Here is a 24,229-nt window from a genome sequence, read left to right on the forward strand (position 1 = left end):
CGGCTGCTGCCCGTTCGTCATCGGCCAGCAACCGGAGCCTCATCGTGAATCCCATCGATCGACTCGCCATCCGGCTGGAATCCCGCCTGCCGGGCCGCGTCTCGCGCCCGGGCATGGCCGGCTATGCCGCCGCGACCGACATCTGGAGCCTGGCCGAGCGCCGGCCCGCGCTGATCGCCCATTGCGCGACGCAGGGCGACGTCCAGCATGCCGTCCGCCTCGCCCGGGACGCCGATGTGCCATTCTCCGTCCGCGGCGGCGGGCACGACTGGGCCGGGCGCGCGCTCTGCGACGGCCTCGTGATCGATCTCTCGCCGTTGCGGACGGTCGAGCTGGGGAGCGACCACAGCCGGGCGCGCGTCGGCGGCGGGGTCCGTGCGAGCGATGTCCTGACCGTCGCCGATCCGCTCGGCCTGGCGCCGGTGACCGGATCGGTCGGGAGCGTCGGCCTGGCGGGGCTCACGCTGGGTGGCGGCTATGGCCCGCTCATCGGCCGCTTCGGCCTGGCCTGCGACAACCTGCTGGGCGTCGAGCTCGTGCTTGCGGACGGCTCCGGCCTCATCGTGACGGAGCGGAGCGAGCCCGAGCTGCTCTGGGCGCTCCGGGGCGGCGGCGGCAATTTCGGCGTGGTGACCGCCATGGACATCCGGCTGCACGCCCTGGCGACTGTCCATTCGGGAATGATCCTCTACCCGTTCGAATCCGTGCGGGCGGTGCTGGAGGGCGTGGCGGCGATGGCCGCGCGCGCGCCCGACGAGCTCTACCTCCAGTTCGTCCTGCTCTCGGGCCCCGACGGCGGGCCGATGGCCTGCGTCGTCCCCACCTGGAGCGGCGATCCCGATGCGGCGGCCCCGCATATCGAGGCGCTGACGGCCCTCGCCGATCCGCTCATGGCCGATGTCCGGGCCCAGACCTATGGCGAATCGCGAACCCTCTTCGACCCCTTCATCACGAACGGGGACCGCCATGTCATGGACAGCCTGTGGTTCCGGACGCTGGATGGCGCGGTGATCGACACCCTGCTCGAATGCATGCGCGAGCGGCCGTCGCCGGGCTGTTCGCTGGTCACGCATGGGCTGCACGGCGCGGCCGCGCGCGTCCCCGTGGCGGGGACGGCGTTCGGTCTTCGTGATCCGCACGTGATGCTGGAGATCCTCGGGACCGCCCCGGCGGACGATCCGGACGGCGGCGCGCGGGAGCGCAGCTGGGTGCGCGAAACCTCCCGGCGGCTGGCGCCGCTCGCGCTGCCCGGCGGCTATGCGAACCTGCTGGCCCCCGACGCCGGCGAGCGGTGCCGCGCGAGCTTCGGCCCGAATGCGGAGCGGCTGTCGGCGGCGAAGCGCCGCTTCGATCCGGAGAACCGCTTCTGGTCCAGCATTCCCCTGCCGGAGCGAGGAACGTCGGCGCTGACGAGCGCGGCGGGCCGATGAGCGGCACCGCCGTCGAGGCTGCCGTCCGCAGGCCGCGCTCCCGCTGGTGGCGGGTCCTGCTGGTCGCCACCCTGGCTCTCGGCCTGGCCGGATATGGCGGCTGGCGGTCGGCCTCGCGTCCGATGGCGTTGTCCGACGACCAGCGGGCGACGATCAGCCCCGAGGCCGCGGCCTTCATCGAGGCCCAGCGGCTGACGATCGTGCCCGACCTCGTGGTGCCGCTGATGGCGACCCGCCAGGCCATCATCGACGGGCGGCGCCGCTTCGCGGAAGCCGAGCGCCCCTTCGAGGACGCGATCATCCGGCGCCACCGGCTCCAGCTGGAGAGGACCGAGATCGCCGGCGTCCCCGTCACGATCATCACGCCTCCGGATATCACGCCCGGTCTGGAGGACGCGATCGCCCTCAACATCCATGGCGGCGCCTTCGTGATCGGCAGTGCCCGCGACCGCATGGCCCTGCTGATGGCGCAGGAGCTGGGCATGACGGTCTATTCGATCGAGTACTCGCTGGCCCCCGAGGCGCTCCACCCCGTGGCGAACGAGCAATGCCTCCGCGTCTACCGGGATCTGGTCCGGCGGATGGATCCCCGCCGAATCGTCGGCATCGGCAGCTCCTCCGGCGGGAACCACATCCTGGCCATGATCAACCGGGCGAAGCGGGAGGGGCTGCCCATGATCGCGGGCCTCGGCCTGTTCACGCCGGCCACCGACATCAGCGGCGCGGGCGACAGCATCGTGTCGAACAACGGCCGGGACGGGCTGATCCGGAATTTCTCGGCCAACATCGTCGGGAACCACTACGCGCCGGGCCGGGACCTGCGCGATCCGGACGTGTCGCCGGTCTATGCGGAGTATGACGCCGACTTTCCCGCGACCGTCATTTCGACGGCGACGCGCGATCTCAACCTCAGCAGCGCCGTGCGGCTGCACGACAGGCTCGAGCAGGCGGACGTCCCCACGAAGCTGCTGGTGGCCGAGGGCCTGTGGCACGGCTTCAACTGGCAGCCGGACCTCCCCGAGGCCATTCGCGTCCGCGCGTCGGTCGCGCGCTTCCTGCACGCCGCGCTCCGATCGGCGCCGGCGCGGCCGCAACTCCTGGGGCGCGGGACATGAGGATGCCGCACGCCCAGGCCCTCCGGTGGCGGCCATCGCGGACCGGGCCATCGGGCATCGCGCTCCGGAGCGCGGGAGGCCTGCGCCGCCGCGGGCGCCCCTTCGAAATCGAACATGGACGGGAAGAAGCAAGGCATGGCCATTGAGCGTCGCGTTGCCCTGATCACGGGCGCATCGCAGGGGATCGGCGCCGGCCTCGTCCGGGGCTTCCTCGATCGCGGCTTCGAGGTCGTCGCCAATTCCCGCGGATTGGATTCCTGTCCAGGCGCGATCGCCGTCGCGGGAGACATCGCCGACCCCGCGACGGCCGAGCGCATGGCCCATACTGCCCTGCGGACCTTCGGCCGCGTGGATACCGTGGTCAACAATGCGGGCGCCTTTCTCTCGAAGCGCTTCACCGACTATTCGGCCGACGATTTCCTGAGGATCGTGAACGTCAATCTCGCCGGATTCTTTCATCTTTCGCAGCACGCTGCGCGAGCCATGTTGGAACAGGGACATGGCCACATCGTGAATGTGACGGCGAGCATCGCGGACCAGCCCCTGACGCTGGTTCCATCCGCGCTGGCCGCGATCACCAAGGGCGGCCTCAACGCCGTGACCCGGGCGCTGGCGATCGAATATGCCGACAGGGGCATACGGGTGAATGCCGTGGCGCCGGGGATCGTCGACACCCCCATGCATGCCGCCGAAGCGCACGGCGTGCTCGCGGAACTGCAGCCGATGCGACGGATGGGCGCGGTCTCGGACATCGTGGAGGCGGTCCTCTACCTGGACACCGCGACCTTCGTGACCGGGGAGGTCCTGCATGTCGACGGCGGAGCGCATGCTGGCCGATAGCATCCGGCCTGGCCGGCGCCGGCGTCCCGGAGCCTGCGGATGCGATCATATCTTCTCTGCATGCCGAGGCCGGCAGCGCAGCGGGCATAGCCATCCCGGCGCATCCGGAACGATGCGGGGCAGGGGCATGAGGCATTCATGGCGCTACTGGAAAGACTGGGTCTGAGGCGTGCCACCCCGGGGCGCCGGGAAGCGCAGGACGCGCTGCGGAGGCGGTTCGAGGCGGAGCGGGACGGCGCGGTCGCGCTGCTGCAACAGCGTCCCCCGCCGTCCCACGGGCGCATGCTCGTGGCCCAGATCGAGCTCGCCGAGCTCGAGATCGCGCTCGCCTCGGACGAGCTGGGCCTGAGGGAGCGCCGGAAGACCGAGGCCGCGGCCGAGGCCGCCCGCGCCAGATTCGCCGAGGCCTTCCTGCGCCGCTTCGCAGGCGCCGGGCCGGCGGCGGCCGCCCCGGTCGTCCCGGGTGTCCCTCCCGAAGCGGAGCCCGCCGGCGATCTGCGCGCCACCGGCGACCTGGTCAGGGACATGACGGGCCACCTGCAGTCGCTGGCATCCGACGCGTCGCGCGCGGAGGAGCTTCATGCCTCGCTCCGTGCCGCCCACCTGCTCTATCGCCCGCAGGATCCCGATCGCGACAAGGGCCTGTCCGGCCAGGTCCGGCGAGTCCTCCAGGCCATGGGTCTGGCCTCGAGGGAGGATCGCGACGCCATCGGGATCAGCGAGGCGACGGAGGCGGCGGTCAACAACATCGCGGAGCCGGCCAAGCGCCGCCTCATGGAGACGCAGGGGCTGTCGCAGCCCACGGCGTCCCGCACGCCCAATGACGTGCTGGTCCATCTCATGGCGCTGGTGTCGCAGGAGCAGGCGCGGCGGCCCGACCATCAGGAGCTGGCGGCGATCGCCGCCGACGGCCGTGCCATGTTTCTGCATCACCGGTTCGACGGCGCGGGTGTCAGGGAGCTGATCGTTCGCTTCATGGATTGCGCCGATCCCGGCAACCCCGCCACGCTGGCGGCCTCCTCGTCCGCCGCGCCCCTGCTGCACCAGCTTCCCCCGGACGGCGTCCCGGTTCCCCACACCCAGCAGCAGGACAATCCCTATGCGCGCGTGTTCGACAGCGCGCTGGTCGACGAATTGTTCAGGAATCCGCCGGCCCCGGCGGTGGCGGCCATGCGCCGTGTCGCCACCGCCTTCGCCAATGATTTCGCCGGCGAGAACGTCAGATATGTCCAGGAGCCGCTGGCGGCGAAGCTGAACGAGATGATCCAGCAGGATCCGCGATCATGGTCCGGCCTGGTGCCGCTGCTCGAGGAATTCCGGCGGACGCTGCCCGACGAACCCGGCGCCCCGGTTCCGCCCGGCCAGCCTCCCAATCCCAAGAAGGTGGTCACGGCGCTCGACGCCCTGCTCCGGCACAATCCGCAGAACGGCGCCGAGCTCATGGCGCTGCCCTACATCCTCGTCAAATCGGCGATCCTGGGCCGGGAATTCGATCGCGTTCAGCCCTGGCTGGCCGAGGCCGACCGGAACTATGCGACCTTCGTCGGCCAGGTGAACCGCACCGGCGTCGAGAAGATCGAAACCGACGGTCCCGGCATCACCCTGATGCATCAGCCGCCGGTTTCGGACGACCTCTTCCTTCAGCCCAGCGTCCGGCCCAGCACCTCCTACGTTCACGGCAAGCGCGGCAGGTCCAGCGTCGCGCAACGGACCGACGGCCGGCTCAGCGAGGCGCAGCAGCAGGCGCACGACCATCACCTGCCCGTCGCCTCCGGCGTCTCGGGCAGCACGAATGTCCTGCTCCATCTCTGCCGGCACGTCGCGAACAGCAACCCCGGCGTGGATGCAAACGAGTTCCTGCTGGCCTCCATGATGTTCCTGGTCTTCGACGGCGGGCATTCCATCCATGAGGTGCTCTGGGTCGCCAACCAGATCGAGGCGGCACAGGCCGGGCGGGACGATGCGACCTCCTTCGTCGGCGATATCAGCGCCTTCGCGCGGAAGCTGGCGGGCCCGTCGCGCGCGGCACTGGACGGGGCCGTCGATGCCGCCTGGAGCCGGACCCAGGAGTACCTCCTCGAGCACAGCGTCCACGCGCGGGCGGATCTGGAGGAGCTGCCGGACGACCTGGGGCCCGCGGAGGCCGAAAGGCGCCGCGGCTGACGCCGCGGCGCGGATCATGCGCGGGGAATATGCCGGCATGATCCCGTCGCGAGGCGACCGCGCCCATGGACCTCACTAGCTTCGGCCGCAGCTTTCAGGCCGCAAGGGAATCCCGATGACGATGGCGATGCAGCAGGCGACCCTGCACCAGGTCGAGCTCGAGGGCTCGGTGATGCAGGTCCTCGACGTCGGCGAGGGCGAGGCCGTGGTCCTCGGCGGCAGCTTTCTGTGGGACGCCGCGATGTGGCAGCCGCAGGTCGAGGCGCTCGCGCGCCACCACCGCGTGCTCGTGCCGGAGCTCTGGGGCCATGGCGGATCCGGCCCCATGCCGGCGGAGACACGGGATCTCGACGATCTCGCGCGGCAGCACCTCGCCATGCTCGACCAGCTGGGCGTCGGCCGCTTCGCCATCGCGGGGCTCTCGGTCGGCGGCATGTGGGGCGCGAGCCTCGCTCTGGCGGCGCCGGAGCGCGTCCGGGCCCTGGCGCTGCTCGACACCTTCCTCGGGCCGGAGCCGGAGGCCTCCCGCCAGCGCTATTTCGGCATGCTCGCCGCGGTCGAGGCGGCCGGGGCCATCCCGCCGCCAGTCCTGGACGCGGTCGTGCCGATGTTCTTCGCCCCCGGCAGCGCCGTCTCCCGGCCGGATCTGCTGGCGCGGTTCCGCGAGCGGCTGGCCGGCTGGGACCGCGGCCGCGTCGTGGATTCCGTCGTCCCGCTCGGCCGCATCATCTTCGGCCGGCGCGACCGGCTGCCGGAGCTGGGCCGGCTCCGCATGCCGCGCATCGTGATCTGCGGCGCCGAGGACATCCCGCGCCCCCCGGCGGAGGCGAAGCTGATGGCCGAGGCCATGGGCTGCCCGCACATCCTGGTGCCGGGGGCAGGCCACATCTCCGCCCTGGAGGCGCCCGAGGCGGTCACGCGGCATCTGGCCCGGTTCCTGGCGGATTCCGGGATGGGCCCGGATGGCGGGATCGCCGAAGCCGGGCAGGAAGGCTGACCTTGCCTGGGCTGGGATCCGCCGATCCGGCGCTGCGGGACTGGTTCGGGAGGGCAGTCGGCCTTTCCATTCCGCTTCCGGCGCCCGAGCCCCAGGCCGGCTCGATGGCGGAGCTGGCGAGGGCGCGGCTCGCCTGGCAGGGCAGCAGGGACCATGCCGCCGCCGAGCTCCGGCGGCTGCAGGCGGCCTTGCAGGCGGAGTTCGGCGAGGACGCGGATCAGGCCGCGGCCCTGCAGGCGGCGCTGGCGCGGCTCGGCGGGCTCGCGGCGCGGCTCGACGCGGCGCTCGATGCCGATCTCGACCAGCTCCTGAACGAGGCCGAGGAGGGCCGGCGCGAGAGGCTGCGCCAGGCCGCGATGGCCGGCATCGCCGCCTGGAACGGCCTGCTGGAATCGGATCCGATCCTGCGCGAGCTGGACGGCAACGAGCTGCTGCCGGACCTGGTGGCCGTGGCGCCGCTGCGCTCCGATCTCGCCGCGATTCAGGCTGCGCTCTGAAGGCTCCTCGGGGCCCCGTCAGAGCTCCCGCTCGAAGAAGACGAGGAAGCGCGCCAGCTCGGCGTCGACGCCGCCCAGCGGTCCGGCCTCCGCGAAGCCCAGCCCTCGATAGAGGCCCATCGCCTCGACCTGGCCGACCCCGGTGTCCAGCCGCATCCGGCGGTGGCCGTCCGCCTTCGCCCGCGCCATCGACGCCCGGCACAGGGCGGCGCCGAGCCCGTTCCCCCGCGCCGCCGGCGAGACGTAGAGCCGCTTCATCTCGGCCACGCCCGGAGCGATCTGGTGGTGCATGACGCATCCCGCGGGAACCCCGCCCTGCCTCGCGAGCAGGATGGCGCCCCGGGGCCGCCGGTGGATCTCGGGGAGCCGCGACAGCAGGTCCTCGAAGCCCCGAGGGTCGTAGTAGAGCTCCACGATCGCGAGGTGCTCCGGGTAGCGGTCGTAGAGGAACCGGCGGAAGGACCGGCAGAGATCCTGCACATCCCGAAGGTCCTGGTCATGGGAGACGAGCTCGATCGCCATGGTGGTCCTGTCGCCATCGGTTGCGGATCGGAAGGGATGGCAGCCGCGACCGCCTCCCGCCCGGTCCCGAAGCTGGAGGCCGGCGATGATCGAAGGATGTCCGCACGGGCCGACTTGGTTTCAGCCGTAACCATGTCCGGTGCGGCGCCCTCCGCCGGGACGGCGTGGTTACCGATGTTGCGATGCCGGCGCCGCGCGACACGATGGCGTCACGCGCGGCGGACAGGCTCGGCCTGGTCGAGGACCGGCGCCCCCTGGCGCCGCGGTCCTTCGCGCGCAGGAGAAATCGCATGTCCGAAACTTCGTATCCCGTTCCCGCCGAAGCCTGGGATGTCTTCGGCCCGCAGCTGCGGTGCCTCACGCACCTGTCCGGCCGGGACGACGACTTCTGCCTCCTGGAGGGCGAGGTCGCGCAGGGCGGCTTCGTCCCGGTGCACAGCCACGAGGACCGCGAGTGCTTCATGGTGCTGGCGGGCACGATCGAGGCCTGGGTCGAGGGCAGCTGGAGGGAGCTCGACGAGGGGGAGGTGCTGGATATCCCCGGCGGCCGCCGGCACGCCTGGCGGAAGTCCTCGCCGGGGACGGCCCTGCTGATGATCGCGACCACGGTGCGCATGGGCCGCTTCCTGCGCGAGGCCGGCCGCCCCCTGGCCGCCGGGCAGCAGCCTCCGACCCCGGCGGAGCTGGAGCGCTTCGTCGGGCTGGCGCGCGGCCACGGCTACTGGCTGGGCTCGGCGGAGGACAATGCCGCGGCCGGGCTGGCCGCGGGCTGACACGGAAGGCGCGGTGCCCCGAGGCCCGGGCACCGCGCCTGGCTGGAGCAGCTTCCGTTCCGCTGCGCCGGCTTCAACCGCCTCCCGACAAAGCACCGTCTATCGGGGCCTGCCCGCTCTCACTGCAACGTCACGGGAGACGAAACTCCGTCGCTCTGGGGCGCCGCTACGGCAGGTCCGCCAGATGGCTCGCAACCAGGGCATCGCCGCTCAGGCTGCCGCGGCGTCCACGGCGTAACGTCGGCAGTGCTGCAGATAGGCAGCCTCATGTGTGGCCACGAGATCCACGACGCTGTTCCAGAGCCACGCCGGCGCGGCCAGCGACTTCGATCGGTTCCGCCGCAGTTCCGCCAGCCAATGCTTCCTCTCGGACGCGTCGAGCTGGCGGGAATGCCCCTCGCCGACCACCAGCGCCAGATACTCTGCCACGCTCATCGCCTCGTCGACGTTGAGCCGTTCGATTTCGAGCTTCAGATCCTGTGGAAGCAGTTCCCGGATGAACACGGATTTCCCGAGAAGGCGGGCCGCCAGCATTCGCTCGCCCAGGAAGGGCGACAGGCTGCGCGCGCCGGCGACGACGCGCTCCGCATTGTCGCGCGGCATATCGGCGTCCGGGCTTCTGGGCGCGGACGCGGCGGTGGCTTCCTTCACGTCCATGAGACAGTGACGGATCGCCTTGCCCTTGCCGACAGCGACGAGCACGGCCAGGCGGAGCCGGCCGAGCGAGCTGCATCCTTTCATCCAATAGGCCGCATCGAGCACCCGGACCGGCGCGTTGTCGTCGCGCGACCGCAGCGCGGTTGCCAGCCCATGGACGCGGGAGGTCCCGAACAGCTCGAGGACTGCGGCCCGCTCTTCGATCACGAGCGGCCAGAACTTCCTCCCCAGGGGGAGCTCCGGCTTCACGCCATTGATCCTGTCATCCGCAAGGTGCTTCCAGGACCGCTTCGATGCCTCGTGCAGGACCAGGCGAACCACTTCGGGCGTGCCGCGCTCGCCATGTCCTGCGACCTCGAGCAGACGGGGCTCGAAGGCGGATTCATAGCCGTCCATCATGCGCTCCAGCATGCGCGCGGTGGTCACTCCCGGAAGATCCGACCCTCGTGCGGCCATCGCGAGCGACAGTCCCAGGCGAATGAGGTCGTGCGCGGGATTGCCGATGACCGTCTGGTCCAGATCGCGAATTTGGATGGCGAGGGCGCCGCTCGCGCTGGCGACCGGACCGAGGTTCCCGATGTGGCAGTCGCCGCAGATCCAGACCTCGGGGCCTTGCGGGAGGCTGGCCTTGTCCGACGTCTCCAGCCACTCGTAGAACCGCGCCGTGCTCCCGCGCACATAGGCGTGCGCCGAGGTCGCCATCTTCCGATTGCGCTCCGCCGTCAACAATAGAGAGCGGCGGTCTGGCGTAATCGCGCGGGTGCTTTTCATGTGATTTGCTAACGCGGCGCTTCCTCGCGGCGCTGCAAGATCACGGAAAGTTCACAACGGGGTGGTGCGATGTCCTGCAACTGCCGCGCCCGACACCGACGCTTCTATCGAGGTCACCCTCAAGATGATTAACATAAGATAGTTCCATTATTTCATTAACTTGGAAACTGCTACCTCCTGCCATCAGTTGGTCCGAACGAGATACCTGCGACACGGCACGGCGCCTCCCCGGAGATCATCATCATATGCTGCAACAGCTGAATCCTCCGCTTCCCATGACCACTCCGAGGGGACCGGGCCTGGCACATTTCGTTCTCGACTACGGTCCAGAAGCGCATCTCATGTGGGTGGTATTTCTCGACGCGGATGGCGCCTGCTGGACCGTTCCAAATCCGGAGATTCGCATGGCGTCGAACTGGACGCTGGGCCGACGCCTGAAGAAGGATGTGCGCCCGAACATCGCGGTGGTGGGGTGACAGCTGAGGCAGCGGGCCCGCGCGCGGGCCCGCTCAACAGCATCGGACGCGACAGGCTCTTCTGTCCATTCGCCCGTCGCCATCCTTCAGCGGACGGGTCGGATGAGGCCGGAGCCTAGCGGAGGTCGTCGAACCAACGCCGGCGCGGGGGAAGCGGCAGGTCCGCGCGCGTGAGCCCGATATCGGCCAGCATGCGGTCACTGAGGGCCGCGAGTTCCTCGGCGGCATGCCGGTCCCGCCAGCGGGCCGCCACGGTCGCGAGCAGGCGGGCGCAGTGCGCGCGCAGGCCTAAGGCCGGAGGCGGCCCCAGGACGATGGGATAGGACAACAGGCCGTCGATGGCCTGGAACGACCGTCGGTGTTCGATTCGCATGTGGCTTTTCCCTGATGAGGCGCCTTGTGCGGAGCCTTCGGGAATATCCTGGCCGGGCAGGACGGCCGGACGATGACATCGGGCCAGGAGAAGCGTTACTGCTGTAATGCAGCCGGCTTATTCTTCAGAATGTCACGCGGCGCCACAAGAATGAGCGAGATGGAGAGTCGGGAGCCAGGGTCTGAAGCTCGCCTGCCAATTCGTCGGTGCCCGGTTTTGAAAGCTAGAAAATCCACCGGTTCTTCCTTCCCTGCCGCTAGCTTGACAACTCCCACATGAAATTTACTTGCCGGTGTTGGATGCGGGCGAATGCCGCCGTGTCATGTACCCATGCCGGAAGGAAAGGCCGTGTCGCCGGATCCGCGGCATCCGGGGCGGCGATGTGCCGCCTTCCGGGGGGCGGCGGGGCCTACGCCCCGCGCCGTCAGACGGCCGCGAGCGAGGCGGTAGTCATCTCCGCGCGCATCCAGCGGTGCTCGGGATCGCGGTGCCGGCGCTCGTGCCAGATCAGCGATACCTCATAGGCCGGCAGCTCGAAGGGCAGCTCCACCACCGCCAGCGGCAGCATGGCGGCCGCCCGCTGCGCCACGCGATAGGGCACGGTCAGCATCAGGTCGACCTCGGCGACCATCATGCAGGCCGTCATCATGTTCGGGACCATGACCGGCGTGCGGTCCGGCAGCTCGAGCTTCGTCAGGCTGTCGTAGATCTGGCGCAGGCCGTGATCCTCGCCGGGGAAGACGACGGCGCAACGCAGGGTGGCGAGGCATTCGGCCGTCGCCGGGGCCGACAGGGCCGGATGGTCGCGGCGCAGCAGCCCGACGAAGCGGTCCGAATAGAGCCGCCGCAGATAGGTGCCGGACGGCGCCTCGCCGATCTGTCCGACGGCGAAGTCGATCTCGCCCTGCTCCAGCCGCTTCACCGCGCCGGCCAGGAACGGGTCGGCGACGAGCTCGAGATGCGGCGCCCTTTCGCGCAGCCGCGGCATCAGGCGCGGCAGCAGCACCAGCGCCTGGTGGTCCGGCATGGCGATCGTGACCTTGGTCTGCCACTCGTGCGGCGGCAGGGGGCGGGCGCTGATCATGTCGCGCAGCTGGTGGAGGAGCGGCGGCAGGGCCTCGGCCAGCCGGTCCGCGCGGCGGGTCGGCACCAGGCCTTTCGAGGTGCGCACCAGCAAGTCGTCGTGGAACAGGGCTCGCAGCCGCGCCAGGGCACGGCTCATCGCCGGCTGGCTGAGGCCGATCTGGTGGCCGGCATGGGTCACGTTGCGGTATCGGAGCAGTGCGTCGAGCGCCACGAGGAGATTGAGGTCGACCCCCGCCAGGTTGATCTCGCTGTGGCCGGCCGCAACGAGGGAGGGACGGTCGGGCGAAGCGGGTCCGCCGTCGGTCCGGAACATGGTGCTCGACATCTGCTAACTCACTGCCAGTGGGGCACGCGGCGCGTCTGCGCCGCCTGTGCGATGGCGGGCAAGCTGGCGTCCGAATGTTGTCGGCCGATGTCGGTCCGGGAGAATTGCGTTATCGCTGTAAGCGTAATCCACTGGCGGGCGGAGTCACGACTCCAGCAGCCGCAGCGCCCCCAGGTAGCTTCGGCGCATCCGATTGAAGGATTCGGCGAGCAGGGAGATCTCGTCCCGCCCCGCGACCGTCAGCTCCGGCAGGTCCGTCTCGCCGAGGCTGACCGCCCTGGCCGCGGCCGCGATCCGGCGGGCAGGCCGCAGGATCAGCACGTGGAGCAGCAGGTTGAGCACCGCGGTCATGAGCAGGAACACCGCGGCCAGTCCGGCCATGACCAGCCGGAAGCTCCGCTGCGCCCGCTCCAGGGCGACGCGCATCGGCACCGAGACGATCTGCGCGCCGACGGTCTCGCCCAGGCGCCAGCCGAAGCCGTTGCCCTCGCCATAGAGCGCCACCATCGCGGCGGGCGCGGCATCCGGAGTCGAATGGCATTGCAGGCAGGCCTGGTCGTCGACGCGGACCGGGCGCGACACCGACAGGATCGGCCCGTTCGGCGAGGGCCGCTGTCCCACATGCTCCTGCAGGGCCGGGTCGTCGCGGAAGAGCGCGATGATGTCCGCCTGCCAGTCGCTGGCCCGGTTCGCCGGATTGGTCGGGTTCAGGGCCGGCACGCGGACGCTGTAGTCGGGAAAGGACCTCTGCAGGGCCGCGAAGGTCGTGTGCGCGGCGAAGAAGGGCACGGATTGCGGCAGGAACTGCACGCGCGACTGCTCCGCGAGCAGCGGCGCGATCTCGCGCGCGGTGTACTCGCTGACGGCGCGGGCTTGGCCGGCCATGATGGCGGCCTCCTCCAGCAGCTGCTCCATCGCGTTCCGCCGGGTGAACTGGTGCGTCAGCATGCCGGCGGCCAGGAGGCCGAGCAGGAAGGTGAGGCCCATGGCCAGGTTGAATTTCGTCCGGAGTCCCATGGCGTCTAGCGCATCGTGAAGAGGAGGCGACGGGCCTGCGCTTCCGTGAGCTGGCCGGTCTCAGCCTCCCCGGATTGCCGCTGGTACTGCCGGATGGCGCGGCGGACGCCGGGGCTGAAGGCGCCGTTGATCGGCCCTTCGTAGTAGCCGAGCCGGCTCAGCACCGTCTGCACGAAGCGCCGCTGATCGGGGCGCAGGCGCTCCTCGTAGGGCGGTGGGGTCGGAGGTGGGGTCGGTGGCGCAGCCTCGGGCTCCGGCGGGGGTGGAGCTGCCACGGGGGAGGGCGCGGGCGCCGACTCCGGCGGCGGCGCAGCGGGCTCGGCCATAGCCTGCCAGGCCACGGTCAGGTCGTCCCGCCCGCCGAGCCGCTCGCGCAGCGCGGCCAGAAGCCCCGACGGCGAGCCGTCGATCGGGGCCGAAGCGGCGGCCAGGGCCTCGGCCAGGGCGGCCGGCGCATTCTCGCCCGCACGGCTCGGCGCCGCGATGGCCGCGCCCATCCCGGTCGAACCGCGGAGGTCGTCGATCCAGGACGTGCCGGGGACGGGCGACAGGGCGTCGATCAGCACGAGGCTCTGGCCGCCGGGCCGGAATGCCGCCTCGGCGAGGGACCGGGCCAGGAGGCCCTGGGTCAGCATCTCCGACGGGAGCTGGAGCTGCGCCGAGACCGGCAGCAGAAAGACGCGCCGGGCATAGCCGGCCATGTGGCCGCAGAAATAGACGACCGATTGCGCGCCCGGCGCCGCGGCGGCGACGGCGCGGGAGAAGGCGAAGCTCGCCGCCGCCATCTGGCCGTGGCTGAGGTCGAGCCCCACCGTCACCTCGTAGCCCAGCCGGGCCAATTCCCGGCCGAGGCGGCGCGCCGCGGCGGGGCAGGCCGGCAGCGCGGGGTTGCCGGCATAGGCCCCGTTGCCCAGGACCAGCGCCAGGCGTGCGGGCTCGGCCGCCGCGGCGGTGCCCAGCCAGGCGCCGGCCAGCACGGCGCCCACCAGCAGAGTGAGGGGCGCGAGCCTCATGCCTTGGGCGCCTGCGCCAGGGTCTCCAGCATGCCGTCGATGTCGTCCAGCGTGCCGGCCAGGGCCTGGCGCAGGCCGGAGATGCCCTCGAAGGGCGTCTGGTCCAGGAGCCCGAGGATCGGGTTGGCCTCGACCTCGCGGAGGCCCGAGGCCACGAGCTCCCGGGCGGTGCCGATCGCCTGCGTCCTGGCCTCCTCGGCGGCGGCCTGGATCCTGGCGACGCCGGCGCGGAAGGCCTCCGCGGAGGTCTGGGCGACGGCCTGCTCGGCATCCGCCCAGGATCCGCCGAGCGACGCCACGCTCCAGCTCGGGTCCAGGGCCTGCAAGGCCTTCTCCGCCGCCTCCTTCACGGCCTCGAGCTCGGCGGCGGCATCGGCATGCATGGCGGCCCAGCGCTCCGCCGCGCGCGAGACGAAGGCGTCCTGCGCCTGGCGCGGCGGGAGCGGCGTGCGCAGCCCGAGCGCCGCGGCGAGGCCCTTGTCGCTGGAGAGGGTGCCCTCGAGGGTCCGGCGCAGCGCTTCGGCCTGCTGGAGAATATCCTCGCCCTGCAGGTCGGCGTTCCATCGCGTGCGGATGAAGGACAGGATCGCCTCCTTGCGGCGCTCGGCGAGGTCGAAGGGGAAGATCCGGCTCTCGGCCGCCGCCAGCGCGTCCTGGTGGACGATGTCGGCGATCTCCTCGGCCTGGACCGGCGCGCCGCCGACCTCGTCGAGGGCGACCTGCTTCCGGCCGCTGCGCGGGGGCCGCTTCCGTTTGGCGCCCTGGTCCGCGTCCTTGGTTGCGCCGCCGCCCACCACCTGCGTGATCGCACCGGTGTAGGAGAGCATGAGCAGCAGGCGCGTCGACATGTTGTACAGCCGGGTCTCGCGCTCCTCCGGCGGCGTCGCCTCCAGGGCTTTCTGGAGCCAGTCGGACAGCTCGGCCGACAGATCTCCGACGGCGCTGGCCGCCGTCTGCCCGACCTGCTGCGCGAGCCGCAGGATATGCCCGGAGATGCGCGACGCCTGCTCGCCGATCTTCGCGATGGTGCCGGCGGGCAGGATCGTCTCTCCGTCCTCCGGCGCGCCGGGCGGCGCCGGCTCCGCAGCCTCCCGCGTCGCAATGGTCTCGGGCGCAGCCTCGCTTGCGGCCTCGGCGGTCTGGTCGGTCGGCGGTGGGACCTCCGTCGCCGTGGCAGCCTCGTAGGACGGCAGCACCTCCGGCCCGCCGGGCGGCACCGGCTCCGCCGCTTCCGGCGTCGCCGCGGCTTCATAGTCCGGGGGCGGATCCTCCGGCGCCGTGGCGCCCTCGGCCGGTGCCTCGGGCTCGTAGGGCGGCACCGGATCCGAATCCTCCGGCAAGGCCTCGCCCTCCGCCGTGTCTTCCTTGTCCAGGCCATCGGGACGCTTCCAGGGCGGGGCCAGGCCGAAGCCGGTCTGGAAGTAGCCGTGCAGCGCGCGGAAGACGGCGGCCGCGTCGGCCTTCGCCTCGATCCGCAGCATCCCGTCCTCCAGCATCAGCGTCCCGCTGCCGATCGGGGTGATCTTCGTCATGTCGGTGCCGGCGGCCTTGGGCTTGCCGAGCCACTCATTGCCCTTCAGCAGGCCGGGCAGCGCGCCGAACGAGCTGCCGGGCTTCACGACAACCAGCCTGATGCGCGGGTCCGATTGGAGCTTGGCGCAGGCGAAGGCCACGGGGGCCTTCTTCGCCTCCGTCCCGGTGATCAGCTGCAGCGCCTTCATGGCGGCGCTCCTGTCGTGCTTCAGTCTCATGCGGCTCTCCTCATGGCGTTCGGGGGCTGCGGGCGCATCAGGCCTCGCGGTCCCAGTCGGTCGCGGCGGCGGGCTCCAGGGCGGCGGACCAGCCGTGGCGGCGCCAGTCGCCGTCCAGCATCGCGGCGAAGCCCTCGGGCGGGACGAGGCCGCGGGTGAGGGCGATGCCCGGCGGCCGGCCGGGCGCGCCGGTCGTGCACCAGAGCGCGCAGGCCCCGCCGGCCGCATGTCCCGCGAGCGCCGCGTCGAGCACCGGCCCCGCCGCCGCGACGGAGGGCAGCGGCAGCCAGATGCCCGCCTGGCCGCCCTCGAACGGCGGCAGGCCGAGGCGGCCGCGGGCGGCGAGGCCCGGCGCGGGCAGGGGCGTGCCAAGGTCCAGGGGATCGGCGGCGGAGTCGAGCGCGCCGAGGATCCGCGCCTCGGCCGCGGCGAACCAGCGGGTGCTGCCCGTCAGCCATCCGAAGGGATCGGCGCTGCCCCCAAGGAGCTGGGCGATGGTCAGCGGGAAGCAGCGTCCAACGGCATCCACGCTCGGCATCAGCACGCCGATCAGCGCCGAGGGCCCGCAGATCCGGCCCGGCAGCACGAAACGCCACAGCGGCGCGGTCCGGTAGCTGGCCGGCCAATCGTCGCCGAGCGCGGCCTGGCTGGCGGCCAGCGCCTCCTGCAGCCAGGAATCCCAGGCCGCGACGACGGGCTGCGGCAGGCCCTCGCCGACGAAGTCCGCGCGGGCCGGCAGCTTGCCGTGATAGCCGGGCACCATGCCGGCGCTCAGAGCGTCGGCGGGCATCGGAACTCGGCCAGGAGGCCGCCGGCGAAGGGGTTCACGAGGCTCTCGGTCGTCAGCGCGAAGCGGGCGAGATGCGGGCCGGCGGCGATGCGCAGCTCCGCGCCCTCAACGCCGCGGGGGCGCAGCTCCGCCGCCGCCAGCAGGCGGAACAGCGCCCAGCTGCCGCGCTGGGCGAGCACCGTCGTGGTGGCGCCGTCCGCCCCGGTGAAGGTGATGGAGGCCGCGCCGGTGCCTTCGGGTCCGGGCCAGCGCAGGCGCTTCGCCTCGCCGTCGCCCCGCGGCCAGGCCAGCCGCCTTCCGTCGAGCTCGAAGGCCACGGAGGTCGCGGCGGGGCCCAACTCCACCAGGGTCATCGAGAAGCCCAGGGAGGGCCGGCCGCCGCCATCCTGGAAGAGCGCGTCGCGAATGCTGGCCGCTCGCTCGAACTGCGCCAGGGCCTGCGGCGAGAGCCGGAACTCGGTCGCGCCGCCGCGGTTGCGCCACGGGCTGCGCGAGGTGTCGACCAGGGCGGCGAGGTTCGCGGCGAAGAAGCCGTCGATGGCCCCGCTCCGGGTGAAGAGCCGGCCGAACTCGGCCAGCGGCACCTCGCTCGCCGAGGCGGCGAAGGGGAAGCGGCCTTCCGTCGCGCGCTGGCAGAGCTGGCCCGGCCCGCTGCGCCAGAGTTCGTCCAGCCGCTGTCGGGCGCCGGTGATCGACAGGTCCGAGCTGGTGCGGCTGACGCCCAGGATCCACTGGTTGATCGGCACCGGCAGGCTGGCCGCCCGGCGCTCGATCTGCGCCATCGCCGCGGCGGCCTGGCCGCCCTGCCGCGCGGGATCCGCCGGCGCGCCCTGCAGCTCGCTCAGCGAGCGGTAGAGCTGGTCGAGGTCGCGGATGACGTCGTCGATCGGCGCCTGCGCGCCGGCCTGGCTGTTCGGCGGCACCTCCACGAGCTGCCGCAGCGGCCGGAAATGCTCGGCGGCGTAGCGGCCGGCGACGGAAGCCGGGGTGTCCGCCGCGCGCTGCGCGCGGAACAGCGCCTCCAGCCGGGCCGGGGCGGCGGCGCCCTCGGCCGGAGGGGCGGGCGGCTGGTCCAGCGCCGTCTCGCGGACCGCTGCGACCAGGATCAGCCGGATGGGCGAGGAGGGCCCGGCCAGCACGTTCAACACGCGCAGGGCATCGGCCACGTTGCGGATCGGCGCGACGGCGAGGTCGCCGATCAGCCGGTCCCATTGCAGGGTGAATTCCTGGAGGTAGAGCTCGGTCGCCTCGCGCTGCAGGCGCGGCGCCGCGTTGCGTGCGGTGTCCGCCGGCTCCGGCGCGGCCAGCACCCAGCGGTCTTCGGCCTGCGCCTCGGCCACAGCGGGGAGCTGCCGCAGGAAGGTCCCGTGGAAGCCGGCGCTGGTGAAGATGCCGGGGATGCCGGCGGCCAGCGGCTGGCCGGAGCGGCGGCGCAGCACGTCCTGCGCCGCGGGTCCTGCGACGTCCGACACGCGCCAGGCCGGCAGCCGCCCCGCCTCCGGGCTCGCCAGGATCGTGTTGAGCACGAGCCGCGGCAGCGAGACCCGCTGCAGCGCCCCGCGCACCTGCTCGATCAGTGGGCCGTTGAGGCCGATGCCCGCCAGCGGCGCATCCAGCAGCGCGTCCAGATGGGCGGCGAGCGCGGCACGCAGTGCGGCCTGCTCCTCCGACGGAAAGGCCGCGCTCCAGTCGAGCAGCATCCAGGACCGCACCGCCTGGCGCTGGAGCGGCCCCTGCTGGCCCAGCATGAGGTAGACCTTGAAGGCCTCGTACAGGAAGGATGGGTCGTCCTGCCGCGCGGCGAGCAGGGTCTCCAGCCGCAGGATCAGCCGCGGCAGCAGGATGCCGTTCAGGGCACGGCGATAGGCCGCCTCCGCCTGTCCCGCGAGTTTTCGGTTCTGGTCGAGGCCGGAGGTCAGCCCGCCCTCCTGCCGCAGCCTTGCGCTGAGGTCGCGCAGGCGGTCGAGCAGGGGCAGCACGGGCGGCAGCTCCGCGCTCTCCACCCGGTCCAGCGCCAGGGACTCCGCCTGGGCCGTGAAGGTCGCGGCCTCCGCGCGCACGGCGTCGATGAGCCGGGCGTTGCGCGCGAAGCCGAGGGTCCAGAGCCCGCAGGCGCCGCCGACCGCCAGCCCCGTGCCGAGATAGAGCGCGAGCCGCAGACGCGCCCGGCGCCGGGTCGAGGCCGGCTGCTGCTCCACCAGCCCCGCCTCGGGGAAGATCACCTCGTGCAGCAGCTGCCGCAGGAAGTAGCTGCGCTGCCGGCCGCTGAAGGCCGCCATGGCCGGCTTCGGCATGGCGAAGCTCCGCGCGAGGGCCTCGGTCAGCCGGTCGAGCGGCGTGCCGACCTGCGTGCCGCTGACGAAATAGACGCCGCGCAGCAGCACCGGCTCCTCGAAGCTGTTCGGGCTGAAGGCGTCCTGGAGGAACTCCTGGGTGAGGCCCTTGAGGCTCGCGACCTGCTGGGGGAAGCCGAACATCAGTGCGCGGCGCTCGATGTCGCCCTCGCGCTGGACGCGCTCGATCAGCCGCTCGTCCAGCCGGCCCACCAGCGCGTCGAACTCTGCCTCATAGGCGGGAAGGGGGCTGCCCTCCGGCTCCAGCTGCCGGTGCGGGAAGGTGATGCCCCAGACCGCATGGCGCCCCTCCTGCCCGAGGTCGTCGAAGAACTCGACGAAGCCGGCGATCAGGTCGGATTTGGTGAACAGGACATAGACCGGCAGCCGGAGCTGCAGCTCGCGATAGAGCTCCTGCACGCGCTGGCGGATGCGGGCCGCATGCTCCTGCCGCAGGGCCTCGCTCGCCGCGGTGAGCTCGCCGATGCCGATCGCGACGATCACGCCGTTCAGCGGCTGGCGGCGGCGGTAGCGGCGCAGCAGCCGCAGGAAGCCGAGCCAGGCCGCGCCGTCGCGCTCGGCGGCGCTGTCCTGCGTCACGTAGCGGCCGGCGGTGTCGATCAGCACGGCGCTGTCCGTGAACCACCAGTCGCAGTTGCGCGTGCCGCCGATGCCCGCGAGCGCTGCCTTCCCGAACTTCTCCGCGAGCGGGAAGGTCAGGCCGGAATTCGTGATCGCCGTGGTCTTGCCCGAGCCCGGCGGCCCGATCACCACGTACCAGGGGAGCTGGTAGAGCCAGCGGCGGCCGTCCGCGCCGGCGAAGCGGCGCTTCTTCAGCGTGCCCAGCGCCTCCTGGAAGCGCGCGGCGACGGTGCGGATCTCCTGCGCGGCCGCGGGGTCCTCCCCGGTGCGTTGCGGCCTGGCCGCCTCGGCGCGGCCCTCGCTGCCGAGCGCCTCGCTCAGCCGGTCCTGCACGGCGCTGCGGATCCGCTGCTGCGCCAGATACCAGGCGGCCATCCCCATCGGCAGGAGCAGCGATGCGCCGATCTGGGCGCCGAGGCCTGAGAGGGGCGCCAGCTCGCCGATCGTGATCGCGGGCCCCCAGGTGAAGATCAGCACCGTCAGCAGGGCCATGCCCAGCAGGACATAGGCAAGGCGCGGAACGAGGGTTTGCCGGAGGAGATGCATGAGGGCTCTCAAGGTCAGGTCGGCCTGCTGATGACGATCTCGATCCGCCGGTTCCGCCGCCGTCCCTCTTCCGTGTCGTTGGGCGCGACGGGCGCGGTGTCGCCGAGGCCCTGGGTGCGCAGGCGATCGGGCTCGCGCATGCGCGCGGCGATGATCCGCGCCGCCGATTCCGCGCGGGCCTGCGAGAGGTGGAAGTTGGACGGGAAGGCGACGCTGCGGATCGGCACGGAATCCGTGTGGCCGAGGATGAGCACGCCGCCGGGCTGGCCGTTCAGCGCCTGGCCGATGCGCTGGAAGAGCGGCTCGAAGGCACCCTCCACCTGTGCGCTGCCCGAGGCGTAGATCCCGGCGCCGCGGATGGTGACGGAGATCGCTTGCATGGTCTCGGTGACGGTCACGAGGCCGGCGCGGATCTCGGGCTCCAGGAAGCGCTGGATCTCCTCGCTCGCCGGCGCGGCGATGACCGGCGGCGGGGGCGGCGGGGCGACGCGCGCCAGGCTGATCGCATTGCGCGGCGGCAGCTGGCTCAGCGCGGCGAAGACGGCGTCGGAGCGGGCGTTCAGCGTGAAGAGGAAGACGCTGTAGACGAGCGCCAGGACGGCGAGCGCGCCTAGGCCGACGAGCCAGGCAGGGACGGCGCCGTGCAGGCGGCGCTCGACGGCGGCCCCGCGCCAGTGCGGCGACAGGTCCCGCTCGAAGCCGCCGCGCGCGGCGCGGATCAGCCGGTGCAGGTCCTCGCGCAGCGCCGAGAGCGCGGCCGGGCCGCGCGGGTCCAGCCGCAGCCGGCCCTCGAAGCCGAGGCTGAGGCAGTAGTACAGCAGCTCCAGCAGGTCGACATGAACGGCGGGATCGCGCTTGAGCTGGGCCAGCAGGTCGAAGAAGCGGTCGCCGCTCCAGGTCTCGCTGAAGAGCGAGCCGACCATGCTGCTGCGGGCCCACAGGCTGCGGCTGCCCCAGGGCGTGTTCAGGACGATGTCGTCGATGGTCGCGCAGAGCGCGTAACGCGCGGCGCGCACCGAGCGCGGCGCCAGCCCGAGCGGCACGATGCGCTTCTCGAAGGCCTCGATCTCGCGCAGCACGCGCTCGCGCAGCCCCGCCACGTCGTCATGCGCGAGGCTGCGCTTCAGCCGCGCGCCGAGCATCAGCAGCGGCCCCGCCGCGAGCACGAGGGGGCCGAGCCGGTTCGTCGTGTGCGCATCCCAGAAGACCGCGGCGGCCTCGTCCGCGGCGGCCGGCGCGGAGGGGGCCGGCAGCCTCCCGCCGGGATTGAGCCAGCCCGCTGCGCCAGGGGTGGCCCAGGGGGTCGCTATGGTGTCGTCACCCGACATCGGAGGCTCCCTGCGCGCCGCCGCGATAGGCGCGGACGAAATCCGCGCCGAGCAGCTCGACCATGTCGGTGTCCAGCCGGGCCACGACGTCCTCGAAGAGGCGCTGGTAGGCGGCCCATCGGGCGGTCGCCTCGGCATGGGGCCAGAAGCGCTGCCAGGGCGAGGGCTCCGCCAGGGCCGCGACGGCCGGCGGCGCGAGCTGCTCGCAGACGCTGGCGAGCGCCGCCTGCAGGCCGGCCAGCATCGAGAGCTGATGCGCCTTCACGTCGCCGAAGGCCTGGCCGATGGCGGCGTCGCCGGCCAGCAGGCCCGGCGTCCCGGGCGCGAGCAGCAGCTGCAGCGCGACGCGCGGGTCACCGACGAATTTCAGCGGGTTGTTGTCCGTGCGCCCCACCATGGTGCGCTCGACGCCGAACTCCTGCTTCGCCAGCTGCCGCACGGAAAGCAGGCTGTGCAGCTCCGTCACGGCGCGGGCCAGCATGGCGCCGGCGAGCGCCATCATTCCCTCCAGCTCCGGCGATGCCGCGAGCTCCACCGGCAGGCCGGAGGCCTCGAGGAAGGCAGCGACCGGGCCGTGCCGTTCCTGGACCGGGAGAGGCGCCCCGACCGGCTCCGGAGCCTCGATCGGGCGAGGCGCCATCGCGGGGGGCGCCACGGGCGGTGACTGAAGCTCGGCCGCGAGGTCCCAGTCGTCCGGGATCGCTTCGCCCGTCAGGCGAGGCTGGACGAAGACCACCGAGGTCGCGGGCACGTGGTCCGGGAAGGCCGCCGGGCGCGGGCCGAGGACGGGTGGCGGTTCCTCGAAATCCTCCAGCACGGACCGACCGGGACGAGGGGGCGCGACGTCGTCCCAATCCGCGAAGGGATTGCCCTCCGGCGCGAGGGGGTGGTCGGCGCGATCGTTCCAGGCGGACAGCTCCTCGACGGAGGCCGGCCTCGGCTGCGGTGGCGCGTCCCAGCCGGGAAGCGCCTCCTCCCGGTGCGAAGGAGCCGGCGCCGGCCGGGGCGGCGCGTCCCAGCCGGGAACCGAATCTTCGCCGTCCGGGGGCGCCGCGGCGGACAGCGTGCTCTCATCGGCGACCCACGCCGCGACCACCGTGATGCGGAGCGGGCCGATGCGGAGGACATCGCCCTCCCCGATGCGAACGGGCGCATCCGGCGGCGAGCGCTCGCCGCTGTTGTTCAGGAAGGTGCCGTTGCGGCTGCGATCGACGAGGACGTAGCCGCCGTCGCCCCGCAGGATCTCGCAATGCCGCTTCGAGATGGCCCTGCCCGCATCCGGCAGGACGAGGTCATTGTCCGGCCCGCGGCCGAGGCGCGCATCGCCGGCCGTCTCGAAATCCTCGGTGGGAGGAAGCGCATCCCCCTCGACGCGCAGGACCAGCGTCACGGCGTCTGGCCGCGGATGGCCCAGAGCGCCATCTCCAGATTGGGGAAGTCGCCGGCGACATGCATCGCGAGCCCGCCGGAATGGCGGAGCTCCTCCCAGAGCGGGCCCTGCCGGTCGATGCCGAAATAGGTCACGCCGGCGTGGAAGGGGATCTGCCGCGGCGCGACCGGCAGCGCCGTGAGGCTGATGCCGGGCAGCGCGACGTTCACCAGCTCCCGCAGCTTCTCCGCCGGGCCGATCTTGATCTGCGCGGGGAATTCGCGGCGCAGGCGCTCCGCCTTCACATCGGCCCGCACGGCCAGGACGAAATCGGCGCTGGCGAAGAGCGTGCGGTCCTGCACCTCGGCGACATGCACGCCGTAACGGTGCTGCCGCAGCGGCACGGCGACGGCCGTCTGCTCCAGCACCATGCTGAGCGAGGCGCGGATTGCCTGGATCACCGGCTGGAAGCTCTCGGCGATGGCCTCGTGCCGATAGGGGCTGAAGGGCGTCGCGCGCTTGTCGGCGCGGGTGAAGGTGGCCAGCTCGCCCGCGAGCTGCGCGGCCAGCGCGAAGAGCGTCTCCGGATGCACCAGCGCCGTGCTGCCGAGATGCGCGAATTGCGGCTCATAGCGGTTGATGGACTGCAGCAGGAGGAAGTCGGCGATCTCGGCCACGCCGCGCGTGCCGGATTGCGTCACCCGCGCCGCCAGCGCCTCCGCGCGATGCCGCAGCAGGCCGGTGATCTCGGTGATGTGGCTGGTCAGCACGCGGCAGGCGGCGCAGTCCAGCATCGGCGGGATATGCGTCTCCTCCAGCACGACCTGCCGGTCCGTGCGCATCTCCACGACGCGCGCGACCGGCAGGCAGGTGAAGCCGGAGCGGTCCGCGCCTTCCGTGACGAGGGAGAAGTTGAGTCGCGCGACCTCGATGGCGATGCCCTCGCGGTCGTCGGAATGCGTGTCGATCAGGAGCTGCTCCGCGACGGCATGGCGCGCCGGCACCTCGTTCGAACGGCGAGGAGCGATGTCGGTCGTGCCCGGCTGGTACAGCGGCAGCGCCAGGTGGATCAGGCCGTTGCGCAGCTGCTCCGGCACCGAGAGCGGCGTGGGCGGATCGGCGTCGTCGGGAATGCTGAAGGGCGTGCCGTCCTCGAGCACGCCGGTCGCGCGCTCGATCGCGACCTTGCCGAGCGCGAGCAGCTCGCGGTTCACCCGCAGCTCGGTGAAGCCCCAGCCATAGCCGCGCAGCGCGGCGGCCCGGCGCTGCAACAGCCTCTCGACGTAGCGGTCGCTCTGCTGGAAGTGCTGCGGGCGCAGGAAGAGCCCTTCCGACCAGACGACCCTGTTGTCCCACGACATGCCACGCCACTCCGCAAGCGCCCTCAGATCGGGCGGCGCGCAGTCTTGTCGCAT

Annotated in this window: 20 protein-coding genes; 8 read left to right on the forward strand and 12 right to left on the reverse strand. The window is 72.1% G+C overall.

The features are described 5' to 3' along the window. Positions 1-44 precede the first annotated feature (44 nt). The 6 genes from AC1ROY_RS13035 (at position 45) to AC1ROY_RS13060 (ending at position 7,042) form a co-directional block, all read left to right on the forward strand. Positions 45-1,430, forward strand: a complete 1,386-nt coding sequence (locus AC1ROY_RS13035; RefSeq protein ID WP_493149255.1) for an FAD-binding oxidoreductase — start codon at positions 45-47, stop codon at positions 1,428-1,430. After that, entirely contained in the window at positions 1,427-2,545 is a 1,119-nt protein-coding gene (locus AC1ROY_RS13040; RefSeq protein WP_493149256.1) for an alpha/beta hydrolase, read from the forward strand. The genes AC1ROY_RS13035 and AC1ROY_RS13040 overlap by 4 nt, the downstream gene beginning before the upstream one ends. Positions 2,546-2,659: 114 nt before the next feature. Beyond that, entirely contained in the window at positions 2,660-3,385 is a 726-nt protein-coding gene (locus AC1ROY_RS13045; protein WP_493149257.1) for an SDR family NAD(P)-dependent oxidoreductase, read from the forward strand. 138 nt (positions 3,386-3,523) lie between these two features. After that, positions 3,524-5,548: a hypothetical protein gene (locus AC1ROY_RS13050; protein ID WP_493149258.1), complete on the forward strand. Its 2,025-nt coding sequence runs from the start codon at positions 3,524-3,526 to the stop codon at positions 5,546-5,548. Between the two features lie 115 nt (positions 5,549-5,663). Continuing rightward, positions 5,664-6,545, forward strand: coding sequence for an alpha/beta fold hydrolase (locus AC1ROY_RS13055; protein WP_493149259.1), 882 nt, complete (start codon positions 5,664-5,666; stop codon positions 6,543-6,545). Positions 6,546-6,547: 2 nt separating this feature from the next. Further along, complete coding sequence (locus tag AC1ROY_RS13060) at positions 6,548-7,042, forward strand: hypothetical protein (RefSeq protein ID WP_493149260.1); 495 nt, start codon at positions 6,548-6,550, stop codon at positions 7,040-7,042. Positions 7,043-7,060: 18 nt separating this feature from the next. On the opposite strand, the gene AC1ROY_RS13065 is transcribed toward AC1ROY_RS13060, so the two are convergent. Then, positions 7,061-7,564, reverse strand: a complete 504-nt coding sequence (locus AC1ROY_RS13065) for a GNAT family N-acetyltransferase (RefSeq protein WP_493149261.1) — start codon at positions 7,562-7,564, stop codon at positions 7,061-7,063. A gap of 290 nt (positions 7,565-7,854) precedes the next feature. On the opposite strand from AC1ROY_RS13065, the gene AC1ROY_RS13070 reads away from it, so the two are divergent. After that, entirely contained in the window at positions 7,855-8,337 is a 483-nt protein-coding gene (locus tag AC1ROY_RS13070) for a cupin domain-containing protein (RefSeq protein WP_493149262.1), read from the forward strand. Between the two features lie 210 nt (positions 8,338-8,547). Here the strand turns inward: AC1ROY_RS13070 and AC1ROY_RS13075 are convergent, their stop codons facing one another. After that, the gene (locus AC1ROY_RS13075) at positions 8,548-9,765 is read right to left on the reverse strand and encodes a DUF2252 family protein (RefSeq protein ID WP_493149263.1); all 1,218 of its coding nucleotides are present in this window, start codon (positions 9,763-9,765) and stop codon (positions 8,548-8,550) included. A gap of 245 nt (positions 9,766-10,010) precedes the next feature. Between AC1ROY_RS13075 and AC1ROY_RS13080 the strand changes: the two genes are divergently transcribed. Continuing rightward, complete coding sequence (locus AC1ROY_RS13080; protein ID WP_493149264.1) at positions 10,011-10,241, forward strand: hypothetical protein; 231 nt, start codon at positions 10,011-10,013, stop codon at positions 10,239-10,241. Between the two features lie 115 nt (positions 10,242-10,356). Here the strand turns inward: AC1ROY_RS13080 and AC1ROY_RS13085 are convergent, their stop codons facing one another. The 10 genes from AC1ROY_RS13085 to tssK all read right to left on the reverse strand — a co-directional run bounded on the left by AC1ROY_RS13085 (position 10,357) and on the right by tssK (position 24,175). Continuing rightward, positions 10,357-10,614 carry a DUF1127 domain-containing protein gene (locus AC1ROY_RS13085; protein WP_493149265.1) on the reverse strand — a complete coding sequence of 86 codons (258 nt, stop codon included), beginning with the start codon at positions 10,612-10,614 and terminating at the stop codon, positions 10,357-10,359. 424 nt (positions 10,615-11,038) lie between these two features. Next, positions 11,039-12,025, reverse strand: a complete 987-nt coding sequence (locus AC1ROY_RS13090) for a LysR family transcriptional regulator (RefSeq protein WP_493149266.1) — start codon at positions 12,023-12,025, stop codon at positions 11,039-11,041. Positions 12,026-12,169: 144 nt separating this feature from the next. Then, entirely contained in the window at positions 12,170-13,042 is an 873-nt protein-coding gene (locus AC1ROY_RS13095) for a c-type heme family protein (RefSeq protein ID WP_493149267.1), read from the reverse strand. Positions 13,043-13,047: 5 nt separating this feature from the next. Continuing rightward, positions 13,048-14,055, reverse strand: coding sequence for a peptidoglycan-binding domain-containing protein (locus tag AC1ROY_RS13100; protein ID WP_493149268.1), 1,008 nt, complete (start codon positions 14,053-14,055; stop codon positions 13,048-13,050). Continuing rightward, positions 14,052-15,806 carry a hypothetical protein gene (locus AC1ROY_RS13105; protein WP_493149269.1) on the reverse strand — a complete coding sequence of 585 codons (1,755 nt, stop codon included), beginning with the start codon at positions 15,804-15,806 and terminating at the stop codon, positions 14,052-14,054. The genes AC1ROY_RS13100 and AC1ROY_RS13105 overlap by 4 nt, the downstream gene beginning before the upstream one ends. 37 nt (positions 15,807-15,843) lie before the next feature. Continuing rightward, positions 15,844-16,596: a type VI secretion system-associated protein TagF gene (gene tagF, locus AC1ROY_RS13110; RefSeq protein WP_493149270.1), complete on the reverse strand. Its 753-nt coding sequence runs from the start codon at positions 16,594-16,596 to the stop codon at positions 15,844-15,846. Next, entirely contained in the window at positions 16,578-20,117 is a 3,540-nt protein-coding gene (gene tssM / locus AC1ROY_RS13115) for a type VI secretion system membrane subunit TssM (protein WP_493149271.1), read from the reverse strand. The genes tagF and tssM overlap by 19 nt, the downstream gene beginning before the upstream one ends. Before the next feature lie 14 nt (positions 20,118-20,131). Next, positions 20,132-21,445 carry a type IVB secretion system protein IcmH/DotU gene (icmH, locus tag AC1ROY_RS13120; protein WP_493149272.1) on the reverse strand — a complete coding sequence of 438 codons (1,314 nt, stop codon included), beginning with the start codon at positions 21,443-21,445 and terminating at the stop codon, positions 20,132-20,134. Further along, positions 21,435-22,835 (reverse strand): type VI secretion system-associated FHA domain protein TagH, encoded by a 1,401-nt coding sequence (gene tagH / locus AC1ROY_RS13125; RefSeq protein ID WP_493149273.1) that lies wholly within the window; start codon positions 22,833-22,835, stop codon positions 21,435-21,437. Before tagH ends, icmH begins: the two co-directional genes overlap by 11 nt. Further along, positions 22,832-24,175 (reverse strand): type VI secretion system baseplate subunit TssK, encoded by a 1,344-nt coding sequence (gene tssK / locus AC1ROY_RS13130; RefSeq protein ID WP_493149274.1) that lies wholly within the window; start codon positions 24,173-24,175, stop codon positions 22,832-22,834. The genes tagH and tssK overlap by 4 nt, the downstream gene beginning before the upstream one ends. Positions 24,176-24,229 lie beyond the last annotated feature (54 nt).

Source organism: Roseococcus sp. GW821-FHT12F05 (assembly GCF_058806835.1).